At 71.6% G+C, this 18,504-nt stretch carries 13 protein-coding genes; 12 read left to right on the forward strand and 1 reads right to left on the reverse strand.

Annotated elements, in window-relative coordinates; translation table 11 throughout:
* Positions 1–42: 42 nt before the first annotated feature.
* The 10 genes from recN (at position 43) to ACFW3L_RS11645 (ending at position 13,944) form a co-directional block, all read left to right on the forward strand.
* Complete coding sequence (recN, locus tag ACFW3L_RS11600; RefSeq protein ID WP_378739111.1) at positions 43–1,755, forward strand: DNA repair protein RecN; 1,713 nt, start codon at positions 43–45, stop codon at positions 1,753–1,755.
* A 179-nt stretch (positions 1,756–1,934) separates the two neighbouring features.
* Positions 1,935–3,107 carry a putative cytokinetic ring protein SteA gene (gene steA, locus ACFW3L_RS11605; RefSeq protein ID WP_378739114.1) on the forward strand — a complete coding sequence of 391 codons (1,173 nt, stop codon included), beginning with the start codon at positions 1,935–1,937 and terminating at the stop codon, positions 3,105–3,107.
* Positions 3,104–4,261: a copper transporter gene (locus ACFW3L_RS11610; protein ID WP_378739116.1), complete on the forward strand. Its 1,158-nt coding sequence runs from the start codon at positions 3,104–3,106 to the stop codon at positions 4,259–4,261. The genes steA and ACFW3L_RS11610 overlap by 4 nt, the downstream gene beginning before the upstream one ends.
* Positions 4,258–5,253 carry a hypothetical protein gene (locus ACFW3L_RS11615; RefSeq protein WP_378739119.1) on the forward strand — a complete coding sequence of 332 codons (996 nt, stop codon included), beginning with the start codon at positions 4,258–4,260 and terminating at the stop codon, positions 5,251–5,253. Before ACFW3L_RS11610 ends, ACFW3L_RS11615 begins: the two co-directional genes overlap by 4 nt.
* The gene (gene murJ, locus ACFW3L_RS11620; protein ID WP_378739122.1) at positions 5,250–6,860 is read left to right on the forward strand and encodes a murein biosynthesis integral membrane protein MurJ; all 1,611 of its coding nucleotides are present in this window, start codon (positions 5,250–5,252) and stop codon (positions 6,858–6,860) included. Before ACFW3L_RS11615 ends, murJ begins: the two co-directional genes overlap by 4 nt.
* Positions 6,857–7,939, forward strand: a complete 1,083-nt coding sequence (locus ACFW3L_RS11625; RefSeq protein ID WP_378739125.1) for a glycosyltransferase family 4 protein — start codon at positions 6,857–6,859, stop codon at positions 7,937–7,939. Before murJ ends, ACFW3L_RS11625 begins: the two co-directional genes overlap by 4 nt.
* A gap of 392 nt (positions 7,940–8,331) precedes the next feature.
* Positions 8,332–9,354: a TerC family protein gene (locus ACFW3L_RS11630; RefSeq protein ID WP_378739127.1), complete on the forward strand. Its 1,023-nt coding sequence runs from the start codon at positions 8,332–8,334 to the stop codon at positions 9,352–9,354.
* 348 nt (positions 9,355–9,702) lie between these two features.
* Positions 9,703–12,537 (forward strand): excinuclease ABC subunit UvrA, encoded by a 2,835-nt coding sequence (gene uvrA, locus ACFW3L_RS11635; protein WP_378739129.1) that lies wholly within the window; start codon positions 9,703–9,705, stop codon positions 12,535–12,537.
* A 427-nt stretch (positions 12,538–12,964) separates the two neighbouring features.
* On the forward strand, positions 12,965–13,333 hold the full coding sequence (locus ACFW3L_RS11640) for a VOC family protein (RefSeq protein ID WP_378739131.1): 369 nt from the start codon (positions 12,965–12,967) through the stop codon (positions 13,331–13,333).
* Positions 13,334–13,557: 224 nt separating this feature from the next.
* A complete protein-coding gene (locus ACFW3L_RS11645) occupies positions 13,558–13,944 on the forward strand; it encodes a Rieske (2Fe-2S) protein (protein WP_378739133.1) in 387 nt (128 codons plus the stop codon).
* A 75-nt stretch (positions 13,945–14,019) separates the two neighbouring features.
* Here ACFW3L_RS11645 and ACFW3L_RS11650 read toward each other — a convergent pair whose 3' ends face one another.
* Positions 14,020–15,177: a mechanosensitive ion channel family protein gene (locus ACFW3L_RS11650; protein ID WP_378739135.1), complete on the reverse strand. Its 1,158-nt coding sequence runs from the start codon at positions 15,175–15,177 to the stop codon at positions 14,020–14,022.
* Between the two features lie 179 nt (positions 15,178–15,356).
* On the opposite strand from ACFW3L_RS11650, the gene uvrC reads away from it, so the two are divergent.
* Entirely contained in the window at positions 15,357–17,411 is a 2,055-nt protein-coding gene (gene uvrC, locus ACFW3L_RS11655; RefSeq protein ID WP_378739137.1) for an excinuclease ABC subunit UvrC, read from the forward strand.
* Positions 17,408–18,292, forward strand: coding sequence for an RNase adapter RapZ (gene rapZ / locus ACFW3L_RS11660; RefSeq protein WP_378739139.1), 885 nt, complete (start codon positions 17,408–17,410; stop codon positions 18,290–18,292). The genes uvrC and rapZ overlap by 4 nt, the downstream gene beginning before the upstream one ends.
* The last annotated feature ends 212 nt before the right edge of the window (positions 18,293–18,504 follow it).

An 18,504-nucleotide genomic window follows, 5' to 3' on the forward strand; every position in this document is an offset into this window, starting at 1 on the left:
GCCGTCGCAAGCAAAGGGCGTCAACTATCAGGAGAGGGATCGGTGCTCGAAGAAGTCCGAATCCAAGGCCTCGGTGTCATCGACGACGCCGTGTTGGAACTGTCACCGGGTCTGACCGTCGTCACCGGTGAGACCGGCGCGGGCAAGACCATGGTCGTCACCGGGCTGGGACTGCTCTTCGGTGGGCGCGCCGATCCCCAGCGGGTCCGTCCGGGCGCCGAGCGCGCGGTCGTCGAGGGACGGTTGACCGTGCCCCGGGGCGGCCGGGTGGCCGACCGGGTGCTGGAGGCCGGGGGCGACATCGACGACGACGTCCTGATCCTCACCCGCGCGGTCTCCGCCGAGGGCAGGTCGCGGGCGACCATGGGTGGCCGTTCGGCCCCGGTCAGCCTGCTCGCCTACCTGGCCGACGACCTCGTGGCCGTGCACGGGCAGTCCGACCAGCAGCGTCTGCTGCGTTCGGACCGTCAGCGCTCGTCGCTGGACCGGTTCGCCGGGGACGACCTCGCCAAGGCGATCAAGCGTTACACCACCGCCTACCGCCGCCACCGGGAGGTCTCCGCCGAGCTCGACGAGTTGGTGGAGCGGGCCCGTGAGCGCGCCCAGGAGGCCGACCTCCTGCGGTTCGGAGTCGAGGAGATCGCGGCCGCCGAACCCCAGCCGGGTGAGGACGCCGAGCTGCTCGCGGAGGAGACCCGGCTGGCGCACGCCGACGGACTGCGGGTGGCCTCGACCACCGCTCACGAGGCGCTGACCGGCGATCCGGCCGCGGCCGAGGTCCAGGCCGACGTGGTCGGGCTGCTGTCGGCGGCCCGTCAGGCGGTGGGCGCCGTGCGTGAGCACGACTCCGACCTCGCCGCCATCGGTGACCGGCTGGACGAGGCGTCCTACATCCTCACCGACGCCGCCACCGAACTGGCCTCCTACGCGGAGTCGGTGGACGCCGACCCGGCCCGGTTGGCCGTGATCCAGGAGCGCCGGGCCCTGCTGACCCAGCTCTCACGCAAGTACGGCGAGACGACGGACCAGGTCCTGGCCTGGGCGGAGACCGCGGCCAAGCGCCTGGGGGAGCTGGAGGGCGACGACGACCGGATCGACGGTCTGCGTGCCGAGGCCGATGAGCTGTACGCGCGGATGGACGAGGCCGCGACCGAGCTGACCGAGATCCGGGCCGGGGCCGCCGAGCGGTTCGGGGCGGCGGTCACCGAGGAGCTGACCGCGCTGGCGATGCCGCACGCGCGGGTGAGCGTGCGCATCACCACGGGCGAGGAGTTCGGGCAGCACGGGCGCGACGAGGTCGAGATCCTGCTGGCCCCGCACCCGAGTTCGCCGCCGCTGGCCCTGCACAAGGGCGCCTCGGGCGGTGAGCTGTCCCGGGTCATGCTGGCGATCGAGGTGGTCTTCGCCGGGGCGGACCCGGTGCCGACCTTCGTGTTCGACGAGGTGGACGCCGGTGTCGGCGGCAAGGCCGCGGTGGAGATCGGCCGACGGCTGGCCCGCCTGGCCGGGTTGGCCCAGGTGATCGTGGTCACGCACCTGCCGCAGGTCGCGGCCTTCGCGGACGCGCACCTGGTGGTGGAGAAGTCCACCGAGGGGCTGGTGACGGAGAGCGGCGTGGTCCGGCTGGACCGGGACGGGCGCGTGCGTGAGCTCTCGCGGATGCTCGCCGGACTGGAGGACTCCGAGCTGGGTCGGGCGCACGCGGAGGAGCTGCTGGACAACGCCGATCCGGACCGCGCCTACCCGGCTGGCTGACCAGGGGCGCGGAGGGGTCGTCCTCGCGGTGCCCGTGCCCGAGGGGCGCGGGCACCGCCGGCGTCACGCCCTGGGTTGATTTGCCCAGAAAACGCCGTCCGGTCGCCTGTAGTGACTTACCGTGATCGAGTTCTGACAGTATGCCACCGATGAAGGTATCGGATGCGCTCAGAGCCACAATGCGATTCCGCCGTTCGCGGGCGGAAGTCCCCTTCGGGCTGGTCGCGCCCGTCCGTTCGGACCGCCGCACCAAGAACCTGACCAAACGGCTGCGACCCGGCGACATCGCCGTGATCGACCACGTCGACCTGGACCGGGTCAGTGCCGAGGCCCTGGTGGGCTGCGGGGTCTCGGCGGTGATCAACGTCGCCCGCAGTATCAGCGGACGCTATCCCAACCAGGGGCCCGAGATGATCGTGGCGGCCGGGATCCCCTTGGTGGACGACGTCGACCCCGAGGTCCTGACCCGCGTCCACGACGGGGAACGCCTGCGGCTGGAGGGCGCCACCCTCTACCGGGGAGGCGAGGTCGTCGCCCGGGGCACGCGCCAGGACAAGGAGAGCGTGGCCGCCGCCATGGCCGAGGCCCGCGCCGGGCTCGCCACGCAGCTGGAGGCCTTCGCCGCCAACACCATGGCCTATCTCCAGCGCGAGCGCGACCTTCTGCTGGACGGCATCGGCATCCCCGTGATCGGCACCTCCATGGAGGGGCGCCACGTCCTGATCGTCGTGCGCGGCTACCACTACCGCGAGGACATCGTCGCCCTGCGGCCCTACATCCGCGAGTTCCGGCCGGTCATCATCGCCGTGGACGGGGGAGCCGACGCGGTGATGGAGGCCGGCTACCGGCCCGACATCATCGTCGGGGACTTCGACTCCGTCTCCGACCAGGCCCTGACCAGCGGTGCCGAACTCGTGGTGCACGCCTACCGCGACGGCCGCGCCCCCGGACTCCAGCGCCTGACCGACCTGGGCCACGAGGCGGTCGTCTTCCCGGCGACCGGCACCAGCGAGGACGTGGCGATGATGCTCGCGGACGGCTCGGGTGCCAGCCTCATCGTCGCCGTGGGCACCCACGCCACCCTGGAGGAGTTCCTCGACAAGGGGCGCTCGGGCATGGCGAGCACCTTCCTCACCCGGTTGCGGGTCGGCGGGAAGCTGGTGGACGCCAAGGGCGTGAGCCGCCTCTACCGCTCCCGCATCTCTCCGTGGGCACTGCTCGGCCTGGTGGCCGCGTGCCTGCTCACCATCCTGGTCGCCGCCTACAGCTCGCCGGCCGGGCAGGTCTATCTCACCTTTCTCGCGGCGCGCTGGGACGCGTTCGTCTACTGGATGACGGGGCTGTTCACGTGATCGACTTCCGCTATCACCTCGTGTCCATCGTCGCGGTGTTCCTCGCGCTCACCGTCGGACTCGTCCTGGGCACCACGATGCTCCAGGACCCCCTGCTCAACACCCTCCAGTCCGAGACCGCCGACCTGCGCGGACAGAGCGAGGAGCTGCGCGCCGAGCGCGACGACTCCGAACAGCTCAACATCGGGGCGGACCAGTTCACCGACGCCGTCGCCGCCGACGTCCTGGAGGACCGGCTGCTCGACCGCGAGGTGGTCCTGGTCGCGGCGCCCGGCGCCGACGAGGAGGTCGTGCGGTCCCTGGGCGGGCGCGTGGAGGAGGCGGGCGGATCGGTCGTCGGTCGTCTGCTGTTCGAGGAGGCGTTCCTGGACAGCGGCAGCGCCACCTTCGTGGACGAACTCGCCCTCCAGACCGCCGCTGATCCCGGTGACCTCTCCGGCAACCCCTACGACAAGGCCGGAACAGCGCTCGGACACGCGCTGGCGGTCCCGTCCGAGGCCGACACGGAGACGGAGGGCGCCGAGGGCTCCGAGGACGCTGGCGGGTCCGAGGACTCCGAGGGCCGGGACGAGGAGAGGACCGACGACTCCGAGGACGGGGCCGAGAGCCGGAGCCAGAGTGAGGGCGACGGTGACCGGGACACCGGCCACGACGCGGCCGCCGTCCTGTCCGCCTTCTCCGAGGGCGGGCTCCTCACGGTCGAGGGGTCCCCGGCGGAGTCGGCCGACACCGTGGTCGTGGTGGCCCCGGCCGCCAACGCTCCCGAGGAGGACCAGGAACGCGTCAACACCGCACTGACCAGCTTCACCGCGGCCCTGCACCAGCAGGTCGGCCCCACACTCCTCGCCGGGGGAGCCGACTCCGGCCGTCCGGGCGGGGTGATCGCCCAGGCACGGGCCCAGGAACGGACCCATGCCACGGTGGACGTGGCCGGGCGACCCACCGGTGATGTGGTCGCCGTCCTCGCCCTGGCCGACTCCCTCGGCGGTTCCGGCTCCCCGTACGGCATCGGTGAGGGTGTGGTCGGCTTCCTGCCCGACCCGCTGCCCGGGCCGGTCGAGACCGCCGAGACCGAGGCGGACACCGACGCCGAGGCGGCGGCGGGGTCCGGCAACGACGAGGCCCGCCGCAAGGCGCCCCGGAGCGGAGAGTGAGGCCCGTGCGCACGACCGCCACGGCCCGGACCTCCGCCGCCTCCCAGGTGGTCCGCGGGCTGACCGGCGCCGCCCTCGGCGCCCTGGCCGCCCGCTCCGCCTACACGGTGCTCAACCGGGTCGGCGACCGGTCCCCGGCCTGGCGGCGCGTCAACTTCCGGGGCCGCACCGTCACCCTCCAGGAGGGCCCGGCCCTGGCCTCGGGCGTGTGCGCCGCCTGCGTGCTCGCCCCCGGCCTCACCCCGCGCGTGCGCGCCGCCGCCTCCCTGGCCGCCGCGTCCTCGGCCGCCTTCGGCGCCTACGACGACCTGGCCGGGAACACGCGGGCCAAGGGGCTGCGCGGACACCTGGGCGCGTTGGCCCACGGTGAGGTGACCACCGGCGCGGTCAAGATGGCCGGGATCGGCGCCACGGGGCTGGCCTCCGCGTACCTGCTGCGCCGGGGACCGCTGGACACCCTGGTGGACGGTGCCCTGATCGCGGCCAGCGCCAACCTGGTCAACCTCTTCGACCTCCGGCCCGGACGGGCCGTGAAGTTCGCGCTGCTCGCCTCGGCACCCGCGCTGGCCTCCCCGGCCGCGCCGCTGCTGGGCCCGGTGCTGGGAGCCTCGGCCGCCCTGCTCCCCGACGAGCTGGCCGAACGCTCGATGCTCGGTGACGCCGGGGCCAACGCTCTCGGTGCCGCTCTGGGCGTGGCCGCCGCCGCCCGTGCGCCGCGACCGGTCCGCCTGGCCCTGCTCGGCGCCGTGGTCGGCCTGACCCTGGCCAGCGAGCGCACCAGCTTCTCCCAGGTGATCGAGCGCGTCCCCGTGTTGAACCGGCTGGACCGGTGGGGACGCGCGGACTCCGGCTCCCACGGGGCCGGGCGCCCCACAGCCGACCACCCGTCCGGGCCCCCCGCACCGAACGGAGCCGGGCGGAGCACGGCCCGAGGCGGAGCGGAGCCCGTGCCGCGCGCACGGCGCTCCACCGCCGCACCGGCTCCGGGGTGACCCGCGGGGTCGCCACGGCGGCGGCGCTCATCGCGGTGGTCACCGTGGGCGCCCGCCTGGCCGGGTTCGGCCGCACCGTCGTCTTCTCCCAGACCGTGGGCGACACCTGCCTGGGCACCGCCTACGTCACCGCCAACCAGCTCCCCGCTGTGCTGTTCGAGATCGTCATCGGCGGCGCCCTGACCGCCATGGTCGTCCCCGTCCTGGCCGCCTCGGTGCGGCGAGGCGACCACGAGCAGGTCCGCCACACCGCCTCGGCGCTGGTCACCTGGGTGCTGCTGCTCTCCCTGCCGTTGGCCACGCTGCTGGCGCTCGTCTCGGTTCCGGCGATGACCCTGCTGCTGGGGGCGGGGGTCGGCTGCGACCACGCCGCGCTGGTCGGTCTGGCCGCCCGCATGCTCGTGGTGTTCGCGCCGCAGATCGTCTTCTACGGGCTCGCCGCGGTGCTCTACGGCGTGCTCCAGTCCCACCGCCGGTTCCTGGCCCCCGCGCTGGCGCCCCTGGTGTCCAGCCTCGTCGTCATCGCCGCCTACCTGGTGTTCGTGCCCCTGGGCGCCGACCACCGGCAGGACCTCGGCGCCCTGCCGGTCTCCGCCGAACTCGTGCTCTCCCTGGGCACGACCGCCGGGGTGGTGGCGCTCTTCCTCACGGTGCTCGGCCCCGGCTGGGGGCTCGGGCTGCGGCTGCGCCCCCGCGTGACCTTCCCTCCCGGCGTGGGCGCGCGGGTGCGCGCCCTGGCCCTGGCCTCCCTGCTGCCGCTGGTGGCCATGCAGGTGAGCCTGCTGCTGTCGGTCGCCCTCGCCAACTGGGGCGGGGGAGCGGGCGCCTCCGTGCTCTACAGCTATGCCTGGGCACTGTTCACCCTGCCCTACGGGGTGATCGCCGTTCCCATCGCGACCAGTGCCTTCACCGCGCTGGCGGTGGCCGACGCCGAGGGGGACCGGGCCGGGTTCGACCGTCTGCTGTCGGGGAGCGCGCGGGCCTGCGTGGTGATCACCGCGGGGGTGGGGACGGCCCTGGCGGCGGCGGCCGGACCGCTGGCGGAGGTCTTCGCGCAGGTGGAACCGGCACCGCTGGAACGGGCCCTGCTGACCTACGCCCCGGGGGTGGTGGGTTTCGGTCTGGTGGCGCTGCTCAGCCGGGCGCTGTACGCGTCCCACCACGGGCGCTCCGCCGCCACCGCGCAGATCGTGGGATGGCTGGTGGTGATGGCGTGCGCAGTGGGGCTGGTGTGGTCGCTGCCACCGGGATGGTCCATCGCCGGGCTGGGCGCGGCGAGCACCACGGGACTCAGCCTGGCCGCCGCCCTGTTGTGCGCGGGGATCGCGCGGGTCCACGGGGGCGGCGCGCTGTCCGGGCTGGGCCGATCCCTGTGGGCGGCGCTGGTCGCCGGCTGCGCGGGGTGGCTGGCCGGGCGGGGGGTGGCCACGGAGCTGGTCCGGGTCCTGGGAGACGGGATCGGCTGGACGGTGCTCGTCGCCGTCGCGGCGGGGTGCGCGGCGATGGTGGTCTTCGGCGGGGCGGCGGTCCTGGTGGACCGCTCCGCGCTGCGCACGGTCGTGGACCGTGCTCGGAACATGCGTCAACGAGGGAGGGAGTCACGGTGAACGGCAGGATCGCGTTGGTCGTGGGGACGGTCAGCGGCGGGGTGGGACGCCACGTGCGCTCACTGGGTGAGGGGCTGGTGGGCCGGGGGTTCCGGGTGGCGGTGGTCGGACCGCCCTCCGCCGACCGGGAGTTCGGGTTCTCGTCACTGGGCATGCGCTTCTCCCCGGTGCCGATCGGGCCCTCGCCCGCGCCGGGCGACCCCGGGGTGGTGCTGCGGTTGAACGCGCTGCTGCGCGGGGCGGACGTGGTGCACGCGCACGGACTGCGGGCCGGGGCCCTGTGCGCCCTGGCGGGGGCCCGGCCGCTGGTGGTCACCGCGCACAACGCCCCGCCCGTGGTCGGCGGGGTCCTGGGCGCGGTCTACCCGGTGCTGGAGCGGATCGTGGCCCATCGCGCGCAGGTGGTCCTGGGGGTCTCCGGTGACCTCGTGCGCAGACTCGCGGCGGCGGGGGCGAAGGACGCCCGGATGGCGGTGGTGGCCGCCCCGGAGACGGGCAGGCCGCTGAGGGGGCGGTCGGAGACACGGGCCGACCTGGCGGTGGAGCCCGACCGTCCGCTGCTGCTGACGGTGGCCCGGCTCGCGGAACAGAAGGGACTGGACACCCTGCTGGCGGCGGCGCCGGCGATCGCGGACCGGACACCCGAACCCGTGGTGGCCATCGCCGGGGACGGCCCGCTGTGGGGTGAGCTGCACGACGCCGCCGCCGGGATGAGGGGGGACGTGCGCATGCTCGGGCACCGCTCCGACGTGGCGGACCTGCTGGCGGCGGCGGACGTGTTCTGCCTCACGAGCCAGTGGGAGGGGCCCTCGCTGGTCATCATGGAGGCGCTGCGGGCCGGTCTGCCGGTGGTCTCCACCCGTGTGGGCGGCATCCCCGACCTCTACTCGGGGACGGTCCTGATGGTGCCGCCCGGCGACCCGGCCGCCTTCGCGTCGGCGGTCGGTCGGGTCCTGGACGACCCCGACCTCGCCGCCGACCTGCGGACCCGTTCCCGGGAGGCCGCCCGCAGGCTGCCCTCGGAGGAGGACGCGGTGGAGGCGGCGTGCTCGGTGTACAAGTCGGTGGCGCGCTGGTGAGCGTGGCGGTCCGCCCCATCCGGGCCGTGGGCCGGACACGCCGCGCCCGGGCCCGGACGGTCGCGGCGCGGCATGTCCGACGGGTGTGAAAGACGTGTCTCCGGGGAGGGGTGCGTACCGCCGCGTGGGTGACTTCCCCGGAGAGGATTTCGATGCCATGCTGAGTACCGGCTCGGATGGCGTAACCTGTTCTGGTGCGCTCTACGCGCCTGCGTCACCTGCTTCACCACGTGAGGGGAGTATCCCTGTCGCGGCGGTGCCGTCATCACGGAGTACAACGGCGTGCTCCCGGTTCCGTCGGTTCACGTCCTCGGACGTGAGCGGGAGAGACCTCCGGTTATCTGCTGTGCGTGCAAACTGCTCGCGCGCACCGACCGGAGGAGAATCCGTCAGTGAACGTTCCTTTGTGGGTCTGGGCCGCCACCATCGCGGCCATGGTGCTGATCCTCGCCCTGGACCTGGTGATCGTCGACCACCCGTGGAGCAAGACCAAGGGTCCCAAGGAGTTCGGGATCAAGCAGGCCTCCTGGTGGGCCGTCTTCTACATCGGCATCGCCATCGTGTTCGGCTTCGGGGTCATGTACTTCGGCAGCCCGACGTCGGGCGCCGAGTACTTCGCCGGGTTCGTCACCGAGAAGAGCCTGAGCATCGACAACCTCTTCGTGTTCTACCTTCTGATGACCGCGTTCGCGGTCCCGAAGAAGTACCAGCACGAGGTCCTGCTCGTCGGCATCGTCATCGCGATCGTCATGCGCGGCTTCTTCATCGTGCTGGGCGCGCAGGTCATCAACGCCTGGAGCGAGGTCTTCTACCTCTTCGGCGTCTTCCTCATCTACACCGGTTACAAGATCGTCCGTGACCACGTGAAGGGCGACGAGGAGGACAAGGACTTCACGCAGACGCCCGTCGTGCGCCTGGTGAAGCGCTTCTGGCCGGTGACCAAGGACTACCACGGCGCCAAGCTGACCGTGAAGCTCGACGGCCGCCGTCACGTGACCCCGATGCTGCTGGTGATCGTCGCGATCGGCGTCATCGACCTCGTCTTCGCCGTCGACTCCATCCCGGCCATCTTCGGCCTGACGCAGGACGCCTACATCGTCTTCACCGCCAACGCCTTCGCCCTCATGGGCCTGCGCCAGCTGTACTTCCTGCTGGCCGGACTGATGGACCGCCTGGCCTACATCAGCTGGGGCCTGTCCGCGATCATGGTGTTCATCGGCGTGAAGATGATCCTGCACGCGCTCCACGAGAACGGCGTGCACGTCATCGACATCGGCATCGGCACCTCGCTCACCGTGATCCTGGGCATCATGACCATCACCATCGTCGGCAGTCTGATCAAGTCCGGCGTCGACCAGCGCCGCGAGGCCGAGGTCGAGGGCAAGGACGAGGACGCCACGGCCGACCGCTCCTGACCCCGAACCGCCCCGTTCCCGGACGTTTCCGGAGTCCGCTCCGGGCAACCGCGGAAACCCACCTCGTTCGAACGGTTGTTCGTTTATAGTGGTGGTGTCCCGACGCACACGCGTCGGGGCACCACCATTTTCGCGTGGCGGAAGAAACCGCCCCGGGTGATCGTTACTGTGGTCGGACGGGGTGTCGCGTCACCATTCCCCGACATCCCCTGAGCGGCCCGGTTCCGGAGCCGCGGCGGCCCTGCGGGGGTCCGCGACCGCCTCAACGCGAAGCCATACACGGGTCCACCGACGTCACTTCGACGTGGTCCGCGTCCTGTGCGTCAGAGCCGAAGGATGTCTCACTCGATGGTCGAACAACTCGTGGTCCGTGGAGCACGGGAGCACAACCTCAAGGACGTGTCGCTGGACCTGCCGCGCGACTCCATGATCGTGTTCACCGGCCTGTCCGGTTCGGGCAAGTCCTCGCTCGCCTTCGACACGATCTTCGCCGAGGGCCAGCGCCGCTACGTCGAGTCCCTCTCCGCGTACGCCCGCCAGTTCCTGGGTCAGATGGACAAGCCCGACGTCGACTTCATCGAGGGGCTGTCCCCGGCGGTCTCGATCGACCAGAAGTCGACCAGCCGCAACCCGCGGTCCACGGTCGGCACCATCACCGAGGTCTACGACTACCTGCGCCTGCTCTGGGCCCGCGTGGGCGTTCCGCACTGTCCGGAGTGCCACCGCGAGATCGCCCGGCAGACGCCGCAGCAGATCGTCGACCGGGTCATGGAGATGACCGAGGGCACCCGCTTCCAGGTGCTCGCCCCGGTCGTGCGCGGCCGCAAGGGCGAGTACGTCGAACTCTTCAAGGACCTCCAGTCCAAGGGCTACACGCGCGCCGTCGTCGACGGCCAGGCGGTCCGGTTGGACGAGGCGCCCAAGCTCGGCCGCTACGACAAGCACGACATCGCCGTGGTCGTGGACCGCCTCGCCGTCAAGCCCGGCGCGAACGGGCGGCTCACCGACTCGGTGGAGACCGCGCTCAAGCTGGCCGGCGGCACCATCGTCCTGGACTTCGTGGACCTGGAGAGCGACGACCCCGAGCGGGAGAAGGTCTTCTCCGAGCACCTCTACTGCCCCTACGACGACCTCTCCTTCGAGCAGCTCGAACCGCGCTCCTTCTCCTTCAACGCGCCCTACGGCGCCTGCCCCGACTGCTCCGGCCTGGGCACCCGCATGGAGGTCGACGCGGACCTGCTGGTCCCCGACCCGGAGAAGACCCTGGCCGAGGGGGCCATCGCGCCCTGGTCGGGCGGGCCCAACGGCGGCTACTGGGAACGCATCCTCAAGGCGCTGGGCGAGGCCGTGGGGTTCGACACCGACACCTCCTGGGAGCGGCTGCCGCGCCGCGCGCGCAAGGCGATCCTGGAGGGCCACGACACCCAGGTCCACGTCAGCTACCGGAACCGGTACGGGCGCAACCGCTCCTACTACACGGAGTTCGAGGGCGTGATCCCCTGGGTGAAGCGCCGCCACTCCGAGGTGGAGAGCGACCACACCCGCGAGCGCCTCGAGGGCTACATGCGCTCGGTGCCGTGCCCCACCTGTGACGGCACCCGGCTCAAGCCGGTCGTCCTCGCCGTGACGGTCGGCGGTAAGTCGATCGCGGACGTCGCCTCCATGGCGCTCGGCGAGAGCGCCGCCTTCCTGGCCGGGCTCCGGCTCTCCGACCGTGACATGGTCATCGCCGCGCAGGTGCTCAAGGAGATCAACGCCCGGCTGGGCTTCCTGCTGGACGTGGGGCTGGACTACCTGAGCCTGGCCCGCTCCTCCGGGTCGCTCTCCGGCGGCGAGGCCCAGCGCATCCGGCTGGCCACCCAGATCGGGTCCGGTCTGGTGGGCGTTCTGTATGTCCTGGACGAGCCCTCCATCGGCCTGCACCAGCGCGACAACGCCCGCCTGCTGGAGACCCTCCAGAGACTGCGCGACATCGGCAACACGCTCATCGTGGTCGAGCACGACGAGGACACCATCCGCGCCGCCGACTGGGTCGTGGACATCGGTCCCGGCGCGGGCGAGCACGGCGGGCACGTGGTGGTCACGGGCATCGTGGACGAGCTGCTCACCTCGTCCGACTCGCTGACCGGCGACTACCTGGCCGGTCGGCGCGCGATCGAGCTCCCGTCCGAGCGGCGCCCGCTGACCAGGGGGCACGAGCTCGTGGTCCGGGGTGCGCGGGAGAACAACCTGCACGGCATCGACGTTTCGTTCCCGCTGGGCGTGTTCACGGCGGTCACCGGTGTGTCCGGCTCGGGCAAGTCCACCCTGGTCAACGAGATCCTGTACAAGGCCCTGGCCAAGGAGCTCAACGGGGCGCGCGACGTGCCCGGCCGCCACCTGCGGGTGAACGGGATGAACAAGGTCGACAAGGTGGTGCACGTCGACCAGAGTCCGATCGGTCGCACGCCGCGCTCCAACCCGGCCACCTACTCCGGGGTCTTCGACCACGTGCGCAAACTGTTCGCGCAGACCACCGACGCCAAGACGCGCGGTTACCAGCCCGGCCGGTTCTCGTTCAACGTCAAGGGCGGCCGCTGCGAGGCCTGCTCCGGCGACGGCACGCTCCGGATCGAGATGCAGTTCCTGCCGGACGTGTACGTGCCCTGCGAGGTCTGCCACGGGGCGCGGTACAACCGCGAGACCCTCCAGGTGAAGTACAAGGGCAAGAACATCGCCGAGGTGCTGGACATGCCGATCGCGGAGGCCCTGGAGTTCTTCGAGCCGGTCAACGCGATCCGCCGCCACCTCCAGACGCTGGCCGACGTCGGTCTGGGCTACGTGCGCCTGGGCCAGCCCGCCACGACGCTCTCCGGCGGCGAGGCCCAGCGCGTGAAGCTCGCCGCCGAGCTCCAGCGCCGGTCCACCGGCCGCACCGTGTACGTGCTCGACGAGCCCACCACCGGTCTGCACTTCGAGGACATCCGCAAGCTGCTGGGGGTCCTCAACCGGCTGACCGACACCGGGAACACGGTGATCGTCATCGAGCACAACCTCGACGTGATCAAGACGGCCGACCACGTCATCGACATGGGACCCGAGGGCGGTTCCGGCGGTGGCACGCTCGTGGCCGAGGGCACCCCGGAGGAGGTCGCCGCGGTCGCGGAGTCCTACACCGGTCAGTTCCTCGCCAAGATGCTCTGACCCGCGTTCCGGCGCCCGCACGGTCTCCGTGCGGGCGCCGTGTCGTGTGCGGGAACGGGTCCCAGTGTGAGCGCCGGTCTTCGTGCTCCGGCTCTGTGGGCCACGGGAGACGCCGCCCCTCCCGACGGCCCGCGAACGGCCCACGCGCGGGCCCTGCCATCGCTGCCCGGTCCTCGGGGCGACGCGTTCTCCCTTGCGCTCTCCGCCAACTCCACGGAGTTCGCGACAGTCACGGGTGCGTGGTCGGGCAGCAGTTCCACCTGATCACGCCGTGGTTGGTGGTGAGCTCGGCCGTTACGGTCTCGGTGGTGGTCATGGCGATTCCTTGAGGTGATCGACTCGGGTGGGGGTGGAGTGGGGAACGCGGACACGACTCTCGGTGCCGTCAAGGCGGGGCCGTCCCCTTCCCGTCTGACAGGCTGTCCCCATGCTTGGACGACTGCGCGCCGTGACCGTCGACTGCCCCGATCCCGGGGCCCTGGCCGACTTCTACTCCGAACTCCTGGGGCTCCCGGTCACCAGGCGTGACCGCGACTGGGCGGGGATCGGTGACGGGACCCGGCCCGTGATCGACTTCCAACGGGTGGAGGACCACCGGGCCCCGGCCTGGCCGGATCCCGAGCGCCCCCAACAGATGCACTTCGAGATCATGGTCGAGGACATCGGGGCGGCCCACGCCCGGGTGCTGGAGTTGGGCGCGCGTCTGCTCGCCGTGTCCGAGGAGCGGCCCGAGAACCTGTACCGGGTCTACGCCGACCCGGCCGGTCACCCCTTCTGCCTGGAGTTCAGGGCGTGACCGCCGTAGGTCACCGGTGTGCGCCCCCTCCGTTCGGTCGACTGGCTGAGGGCACCGACCGGTTCTCCTCGGCCCTGGGAAGCCTGCGGCGGGGGAGGACCGCCGACCGCGCGAGCAGGGGCCGGTGCGGGGCACCCGAGCCGACCTACTACGATTCGTAGTGGAATTCAGGCGCAGGTGAGGAGCGGTCGGTCGTGGCTGGAACGAGGACATGCGGGTGCGGGGTGAGCAGGCGTCGTCTGCTCGGAACGGCGGGGGCGGCGGCCGCCGTGACCGCCGTGAGCGCCTGCGGTCAGCCCCCGGACCCCCAGGAGGTGCGCCGGGGCCACGTGGTCGGTCAGACCACGGACGTTCCGGAGGGCGGCGGGGCGGTCTTCAGCCACAGCAAGCTGGTGGTGACCCAGCCCGAGGAGGGCGAGTACCGGGCCTTCAGCGCCGCCTGCACCCACGGCGGCTGCACGGTCCAGGAGGTCGAGGACGAGGTCATCCGTTGCCTCTGCCACGGGAGCGAGTTCGACATCGTCTCCGGCGAGGTCGTCACGGGCCCGGCGGAGGAGCCCTTGGAGAAGTTCACCGTCACCATCGACGGGACCGACATCATCCTCGACTGACCCGGCCCACGCACGACGGAGCCCCACCGAACTCTCGGTGGGGCTCCGCGTGCGTACGGGGCGGGGTACGGGGCGTCAGACCTCTTCGGGGTTGCCCGACTGCGCCGAACCCTCGCTGTCGTCGTGGGCCGCGACCGGGGCGGGAGAGGCCCGGCGGAACGCCGAGGTCGGGAACCGCGCCGCGTAGTCGGACTCGTCGTCCCCGGCGCTGATGAACTCCGTGCGGTTGCGCGGCAGGGACTCGGGGTAGTTGGTGGCCAACCAGGTGACCAGGTGCTCGCGGATCTCGCACGCGATGTTCCACTGGTTGCCGGTGTCGGAGGCGGTGGCCACCACCCGGACCATGACCTCACCGGAGTCGGTGATGTCCACGACCTGGCAGGACCAGCTGCGCCCGTCCCAGAACCTGCTGGCGGTGATCAGCCGCCCGGTCTCCTCGCGCAGGTCCGCGATGGGCACCTCCCAGTCGAGGGGGAGCTGGACCTTGGCGGTGATGTTGGTCCCGGCCTTGGTCCAGTTCTCGAAGCTGGTGGTGGTGAAGTTGGCGACCGGGACGACCAGTCGGCGCTCGTCCCAGATCTTGATGGTGACGTTGACCAGGCTGAGCTCCTCGACCCGGCCCCACTCGCCCTCGACCACGACGACGTCCCCGATGCGCAGGGCGTCGCTGAAGGCCAGCTGGAGTCCCGCGAACAGGTTTCCGAGGGTCGACTGGGCCGCGACACCGGCGACGATACCGATGACACCGGCGGAGGCCAGGAGCCCGGCGCCGAGCGCCTGGACCTCGGGGAAGGTGAAGAGGATGGAGGCGATGGCCAGGACCACGATGACCGAGGTGATGACCCTGCGCAGCAGCCGTACCTGGGTCTGGAGTCGGCGGGCCCGGCGGTCGGCGTCGCCGTTGCGCGCGGAGAGGCGCTCCAGCACCATGTCGGTGGCCGCGTAGGCCAGGCTGATCCCGAGCGCGGTCAGGGTGCCGATCATCAGGATCGTCATCGCGTGGTCGATGGTCTGGAAGGTGCTCCAGGCCACGTCCCCCCGACTGGGGAGCGCGAGGTTGGCCCCGGCGACCGCCGCGGCGGTGTACGCGGTGACCGCCGAACGCGCGACCACGTAGCGGGCCATCGGCCAGACCTTGCCCAACTTGTGGTTGAGCAGCCACTGGAGGATGAAGACCAGGGCCATCGAGACCGAGACGGCGATGCCGATCGCGATCCACTGGGAGACGGACACGTCGAAGCGCCCCCTTGTCGTTCATGTCGGGAAGTTCAGCTGTACCCGCCCAACCTAGACCATGCAGATATCCAATCGTGACGTTTGCTTGTACTGATTCCTCCGGAGTGACCCGCTCCACGGGGGCGCGTCGCGCGGACCGGTGGCCGTCTGTCCCCGGGAGCGACCAGAATGGGGGTATGGCTGCGACTCCTCACCTGCGCCCCGCCCCCGGGTCCATCCCGACCGAGCCGGGCGTCTACCGATTCCGGGACGCCTCCGGCCGGGTCATCTACGTGGGCAAGGCCAAGAACCTGCGGTCGAGGCTGTCCTCCTACTTCCGGGACTTCGCCGGACTGCACCCCCGTACCCAGCAGATGGTCTCCACCGCCGCCGACGTCGACTGGACGATCGTCGGCACCGAGGTCGAGGCCCTCCAGCTGGAGTACTCCTGGATCAAGCAGTACGACCCGCGCTTCAACGTCAAGTACCGCGACGACAAGAGCTACCCCTACCTGGCGGTGACCCTCAACGAGGAGTTCCCCCGAGTCCAGGTGATGCGGGGCGCCAAGCGCCGTGGCGTGCGCTACTTCGGCCCCTACTCGCACGCCTGGGCGATCCGCGAGACCGTCGACCTGCTGCTGCGGGTCTTCCCCGTGCGCACCTGCTCGCCGGGGGTGTTCCGGGGCGCGCGCAACAGCGGCCGCCCCTGCCTCCTCGGTTACATCGGCAAGTGCGTGGCGCCCTGCGTGGGCCGGGCCAGCCCCGAGGAGCACCGCGAACTGGCGGAGGACTTCTGTTCGTTCCTGGCCGGGGACACCGGGCGCTTCATTCGTCAGCTGGAGGCGCGGATGACCGAGGCGGCCCGGGAGATGGAGTACGAACGGGCCGCACGGATCCGCGACGACATCGAGGCCCTGCGCGCCGCCCTGGAGAAGCAGGCCGTGGTCCTGCCCGACTCCACCGACTGCGACGTCATCGCCATGTCCGACGACCCGCTGGAGGCGGCGGTCCAGATCTTCCACGTGCGGGGCGGCCGGATCCGCGGTCAGCGCGGCTACGTGGTGGACAAGGTGACCGACGCCAGCCCCGGGGAGCTCATGCAGAACTTCCTGCGCCAGCTCTACGGCTCCCTGGACGGGTCCGAGGAGACCGAGGGCACCGGCACGTCGATCCCGCGCGAGGTCCTGGTCTCCCACGAGCCGGACGACCCCGACGCCGTGGCGAGCTGGCTGGCCGAGCACCGGGGCGCGGTGGTGGACCTGCGCGTGCCCCAGCGCGGCGACAAGAAGTCCCTCATGGAGACCGTGGACAAGAACGCCCGCGAGGCACTGGCCCGGCACAAGACGCACCGCGCCGGGGACCTCAGCACCCGGGGCCGCGCCCTGAACGAGATCCAGGAGGCACTGGACCTGCCCGAGGCGCCGCTGCGCATCGAGTGCTTCGACATCTCCAACCTCCAGGGCGAGCACGTGGTGGCCTCGATGGTGGTCTTCGAGGACGGCCTGGCCCGCAAGTCCGAGTACCGGAGGTTCTCCGTGCGCGGCAGCGGGGCCGGAGGAGCGGAGCAGCACGACGTGGCCGCCATGTACGAGGTGGTCAGGCGCCGGTTCCGCCGCTACCTGGAGGAGAGCGCGCGCGCCGGTGAGGTGGCCCGCATGGGCGGTACCGACGACCACGCGGACACCGACGGGCACGGGCTCACGGGCGGGAGCGGCACCTCCGAGGAGCCCGCGCCCGGCAAGTTCGCCTATCCGCCTAACCTGGTGGTGGTGGACGGCGCCCGCCCGCAGGCGGAGGCGGCGCGGCGCGCGTTGGACGAACTCGGCATCGAGGACGTGGCCGTCTGCGGTCTGGCCAAGCGCCTGGAGGAGGTGTGGCTGCCCGACGACGAGGATCCGGTGATCCTTCCGCGCGCGGGCGAGGGCCTCTACCTCCTCCAGCGGGTCCGCGACGAGGCCCACCGATTCGCCATCCAGTACCACCGGCAGAAGCGCGCCAAGGCGCTCACCGGGAGCAGCCTGGACGAACTGCCGGGTCTGGGTCCGGCGCGCAGGACCGCCCTCATCAAGGAGTTCGGTTCGGTGCGCAGACTCGCCTCGGCGAGTACCGAGGAGATCGCGGCGGTACCCGGGATCGGCCCCAAACTGGCCGAGTCCGTGCACGCACATCTGTCCGGTGGCCCCGGCCGGAGGGACGCGGAGGGTGACGGGGCGACGGCAAGGCAAGGCACAGACGGGGGAGGAGACACATGACGGTCGAACTGGGCGGGGAGCTACCGCCGGACGTGGTCATCGTCACCGGGATGTCCGGTGCGGGTCGGAGTACGGCGGCCAGGGCCCTGGAGGACCTGGACTGGTTCGTGGTGGACAACCTGCCACCCGGGCTGCTGCCCACGATGATCGAGCTCGCGGGCCGCACCCACGGGGCGGTTCCCCGGGTGGCGGTGGTGGTGGACGTGCGTTCACTCGCCTTCACGGAGGACCTGCTGTCCACGGTGGAGGAACTGCGCAAGCGCGACATCACCGCGCGGGTGCTGTACCTGGAGGCGGGTGACGACGCCCTGGTGCGCCGCTTCGAGGGGGTCCGCCGCCCCCACCCCCTCCAGGGTGACGGTCGCCTGACCGACGGCATCGACCGTGAGCGGGAGACGCTGCGCGCGATCCGTGGCGAGGCCGACCTGGTCATCGACACCTCCCAGCTCAACGTGCACCAGCTCAAGGCGCGGGTGATCGGGTTCTTCGGGGAGAGCGACGAGGTGCGCCCGCGCGCCAACGTGGTCTCCTTCGGGTTCAAGCACGGCCTGCCGGTCGACGCCGACCTGGTCCTGGACTGCCGGTTCCTGCCCAACCCGCACTGGGTGCCGGACCTGCGGCCGATGAACGGCCGTGACGAGCCGGTCCGGGACTACGTGCTCTCCCAGGACGGCGCCAAGGAGATGCTGGAGGCGTACTCGGAGGTCCTGAAGCTGACCATCGCCGGGTACCAGCGCGAGGGCAAGCACTACATGACGCTGGCGGTGGGCTGTACCGGCGGCAAGCACCGCAGTGTGGCCATGGCGGAGCAGTTCGGTGAGCGGCTGCGGGCACAGGGCGTGGACGTGCACGTGGTCCACCGGGACGTGGGCCGGGAGTGACGCGCGTTCCGGCGAGCACGGGGTCGGCGGCGGCACGGTCGCCCGGACGTCCGTGACCTGGTGGTGAACGCACCGGACCCACCCCGGGGGACTCGTGTCCCCCGGGGCCGCCGGAGACGGTTCGCCGCACTGGTGTGACGGCCCCGTGACGCTCACGGCCGATCGCCCGTACCTCTGACATCCTGGTGCTCGCGGACACGCGCCAGGCCCGT

It is taken from the genome of Nocardiopsis sp. NPDC058789 (assembly GCF_042745575.1).
GTDB lineage: Bacteria > Actinomycetota > Actinomycetes > Streptosporangiales > Streptosporangiaceae > Nocardiopsis > Nocardiopsis eucommiae.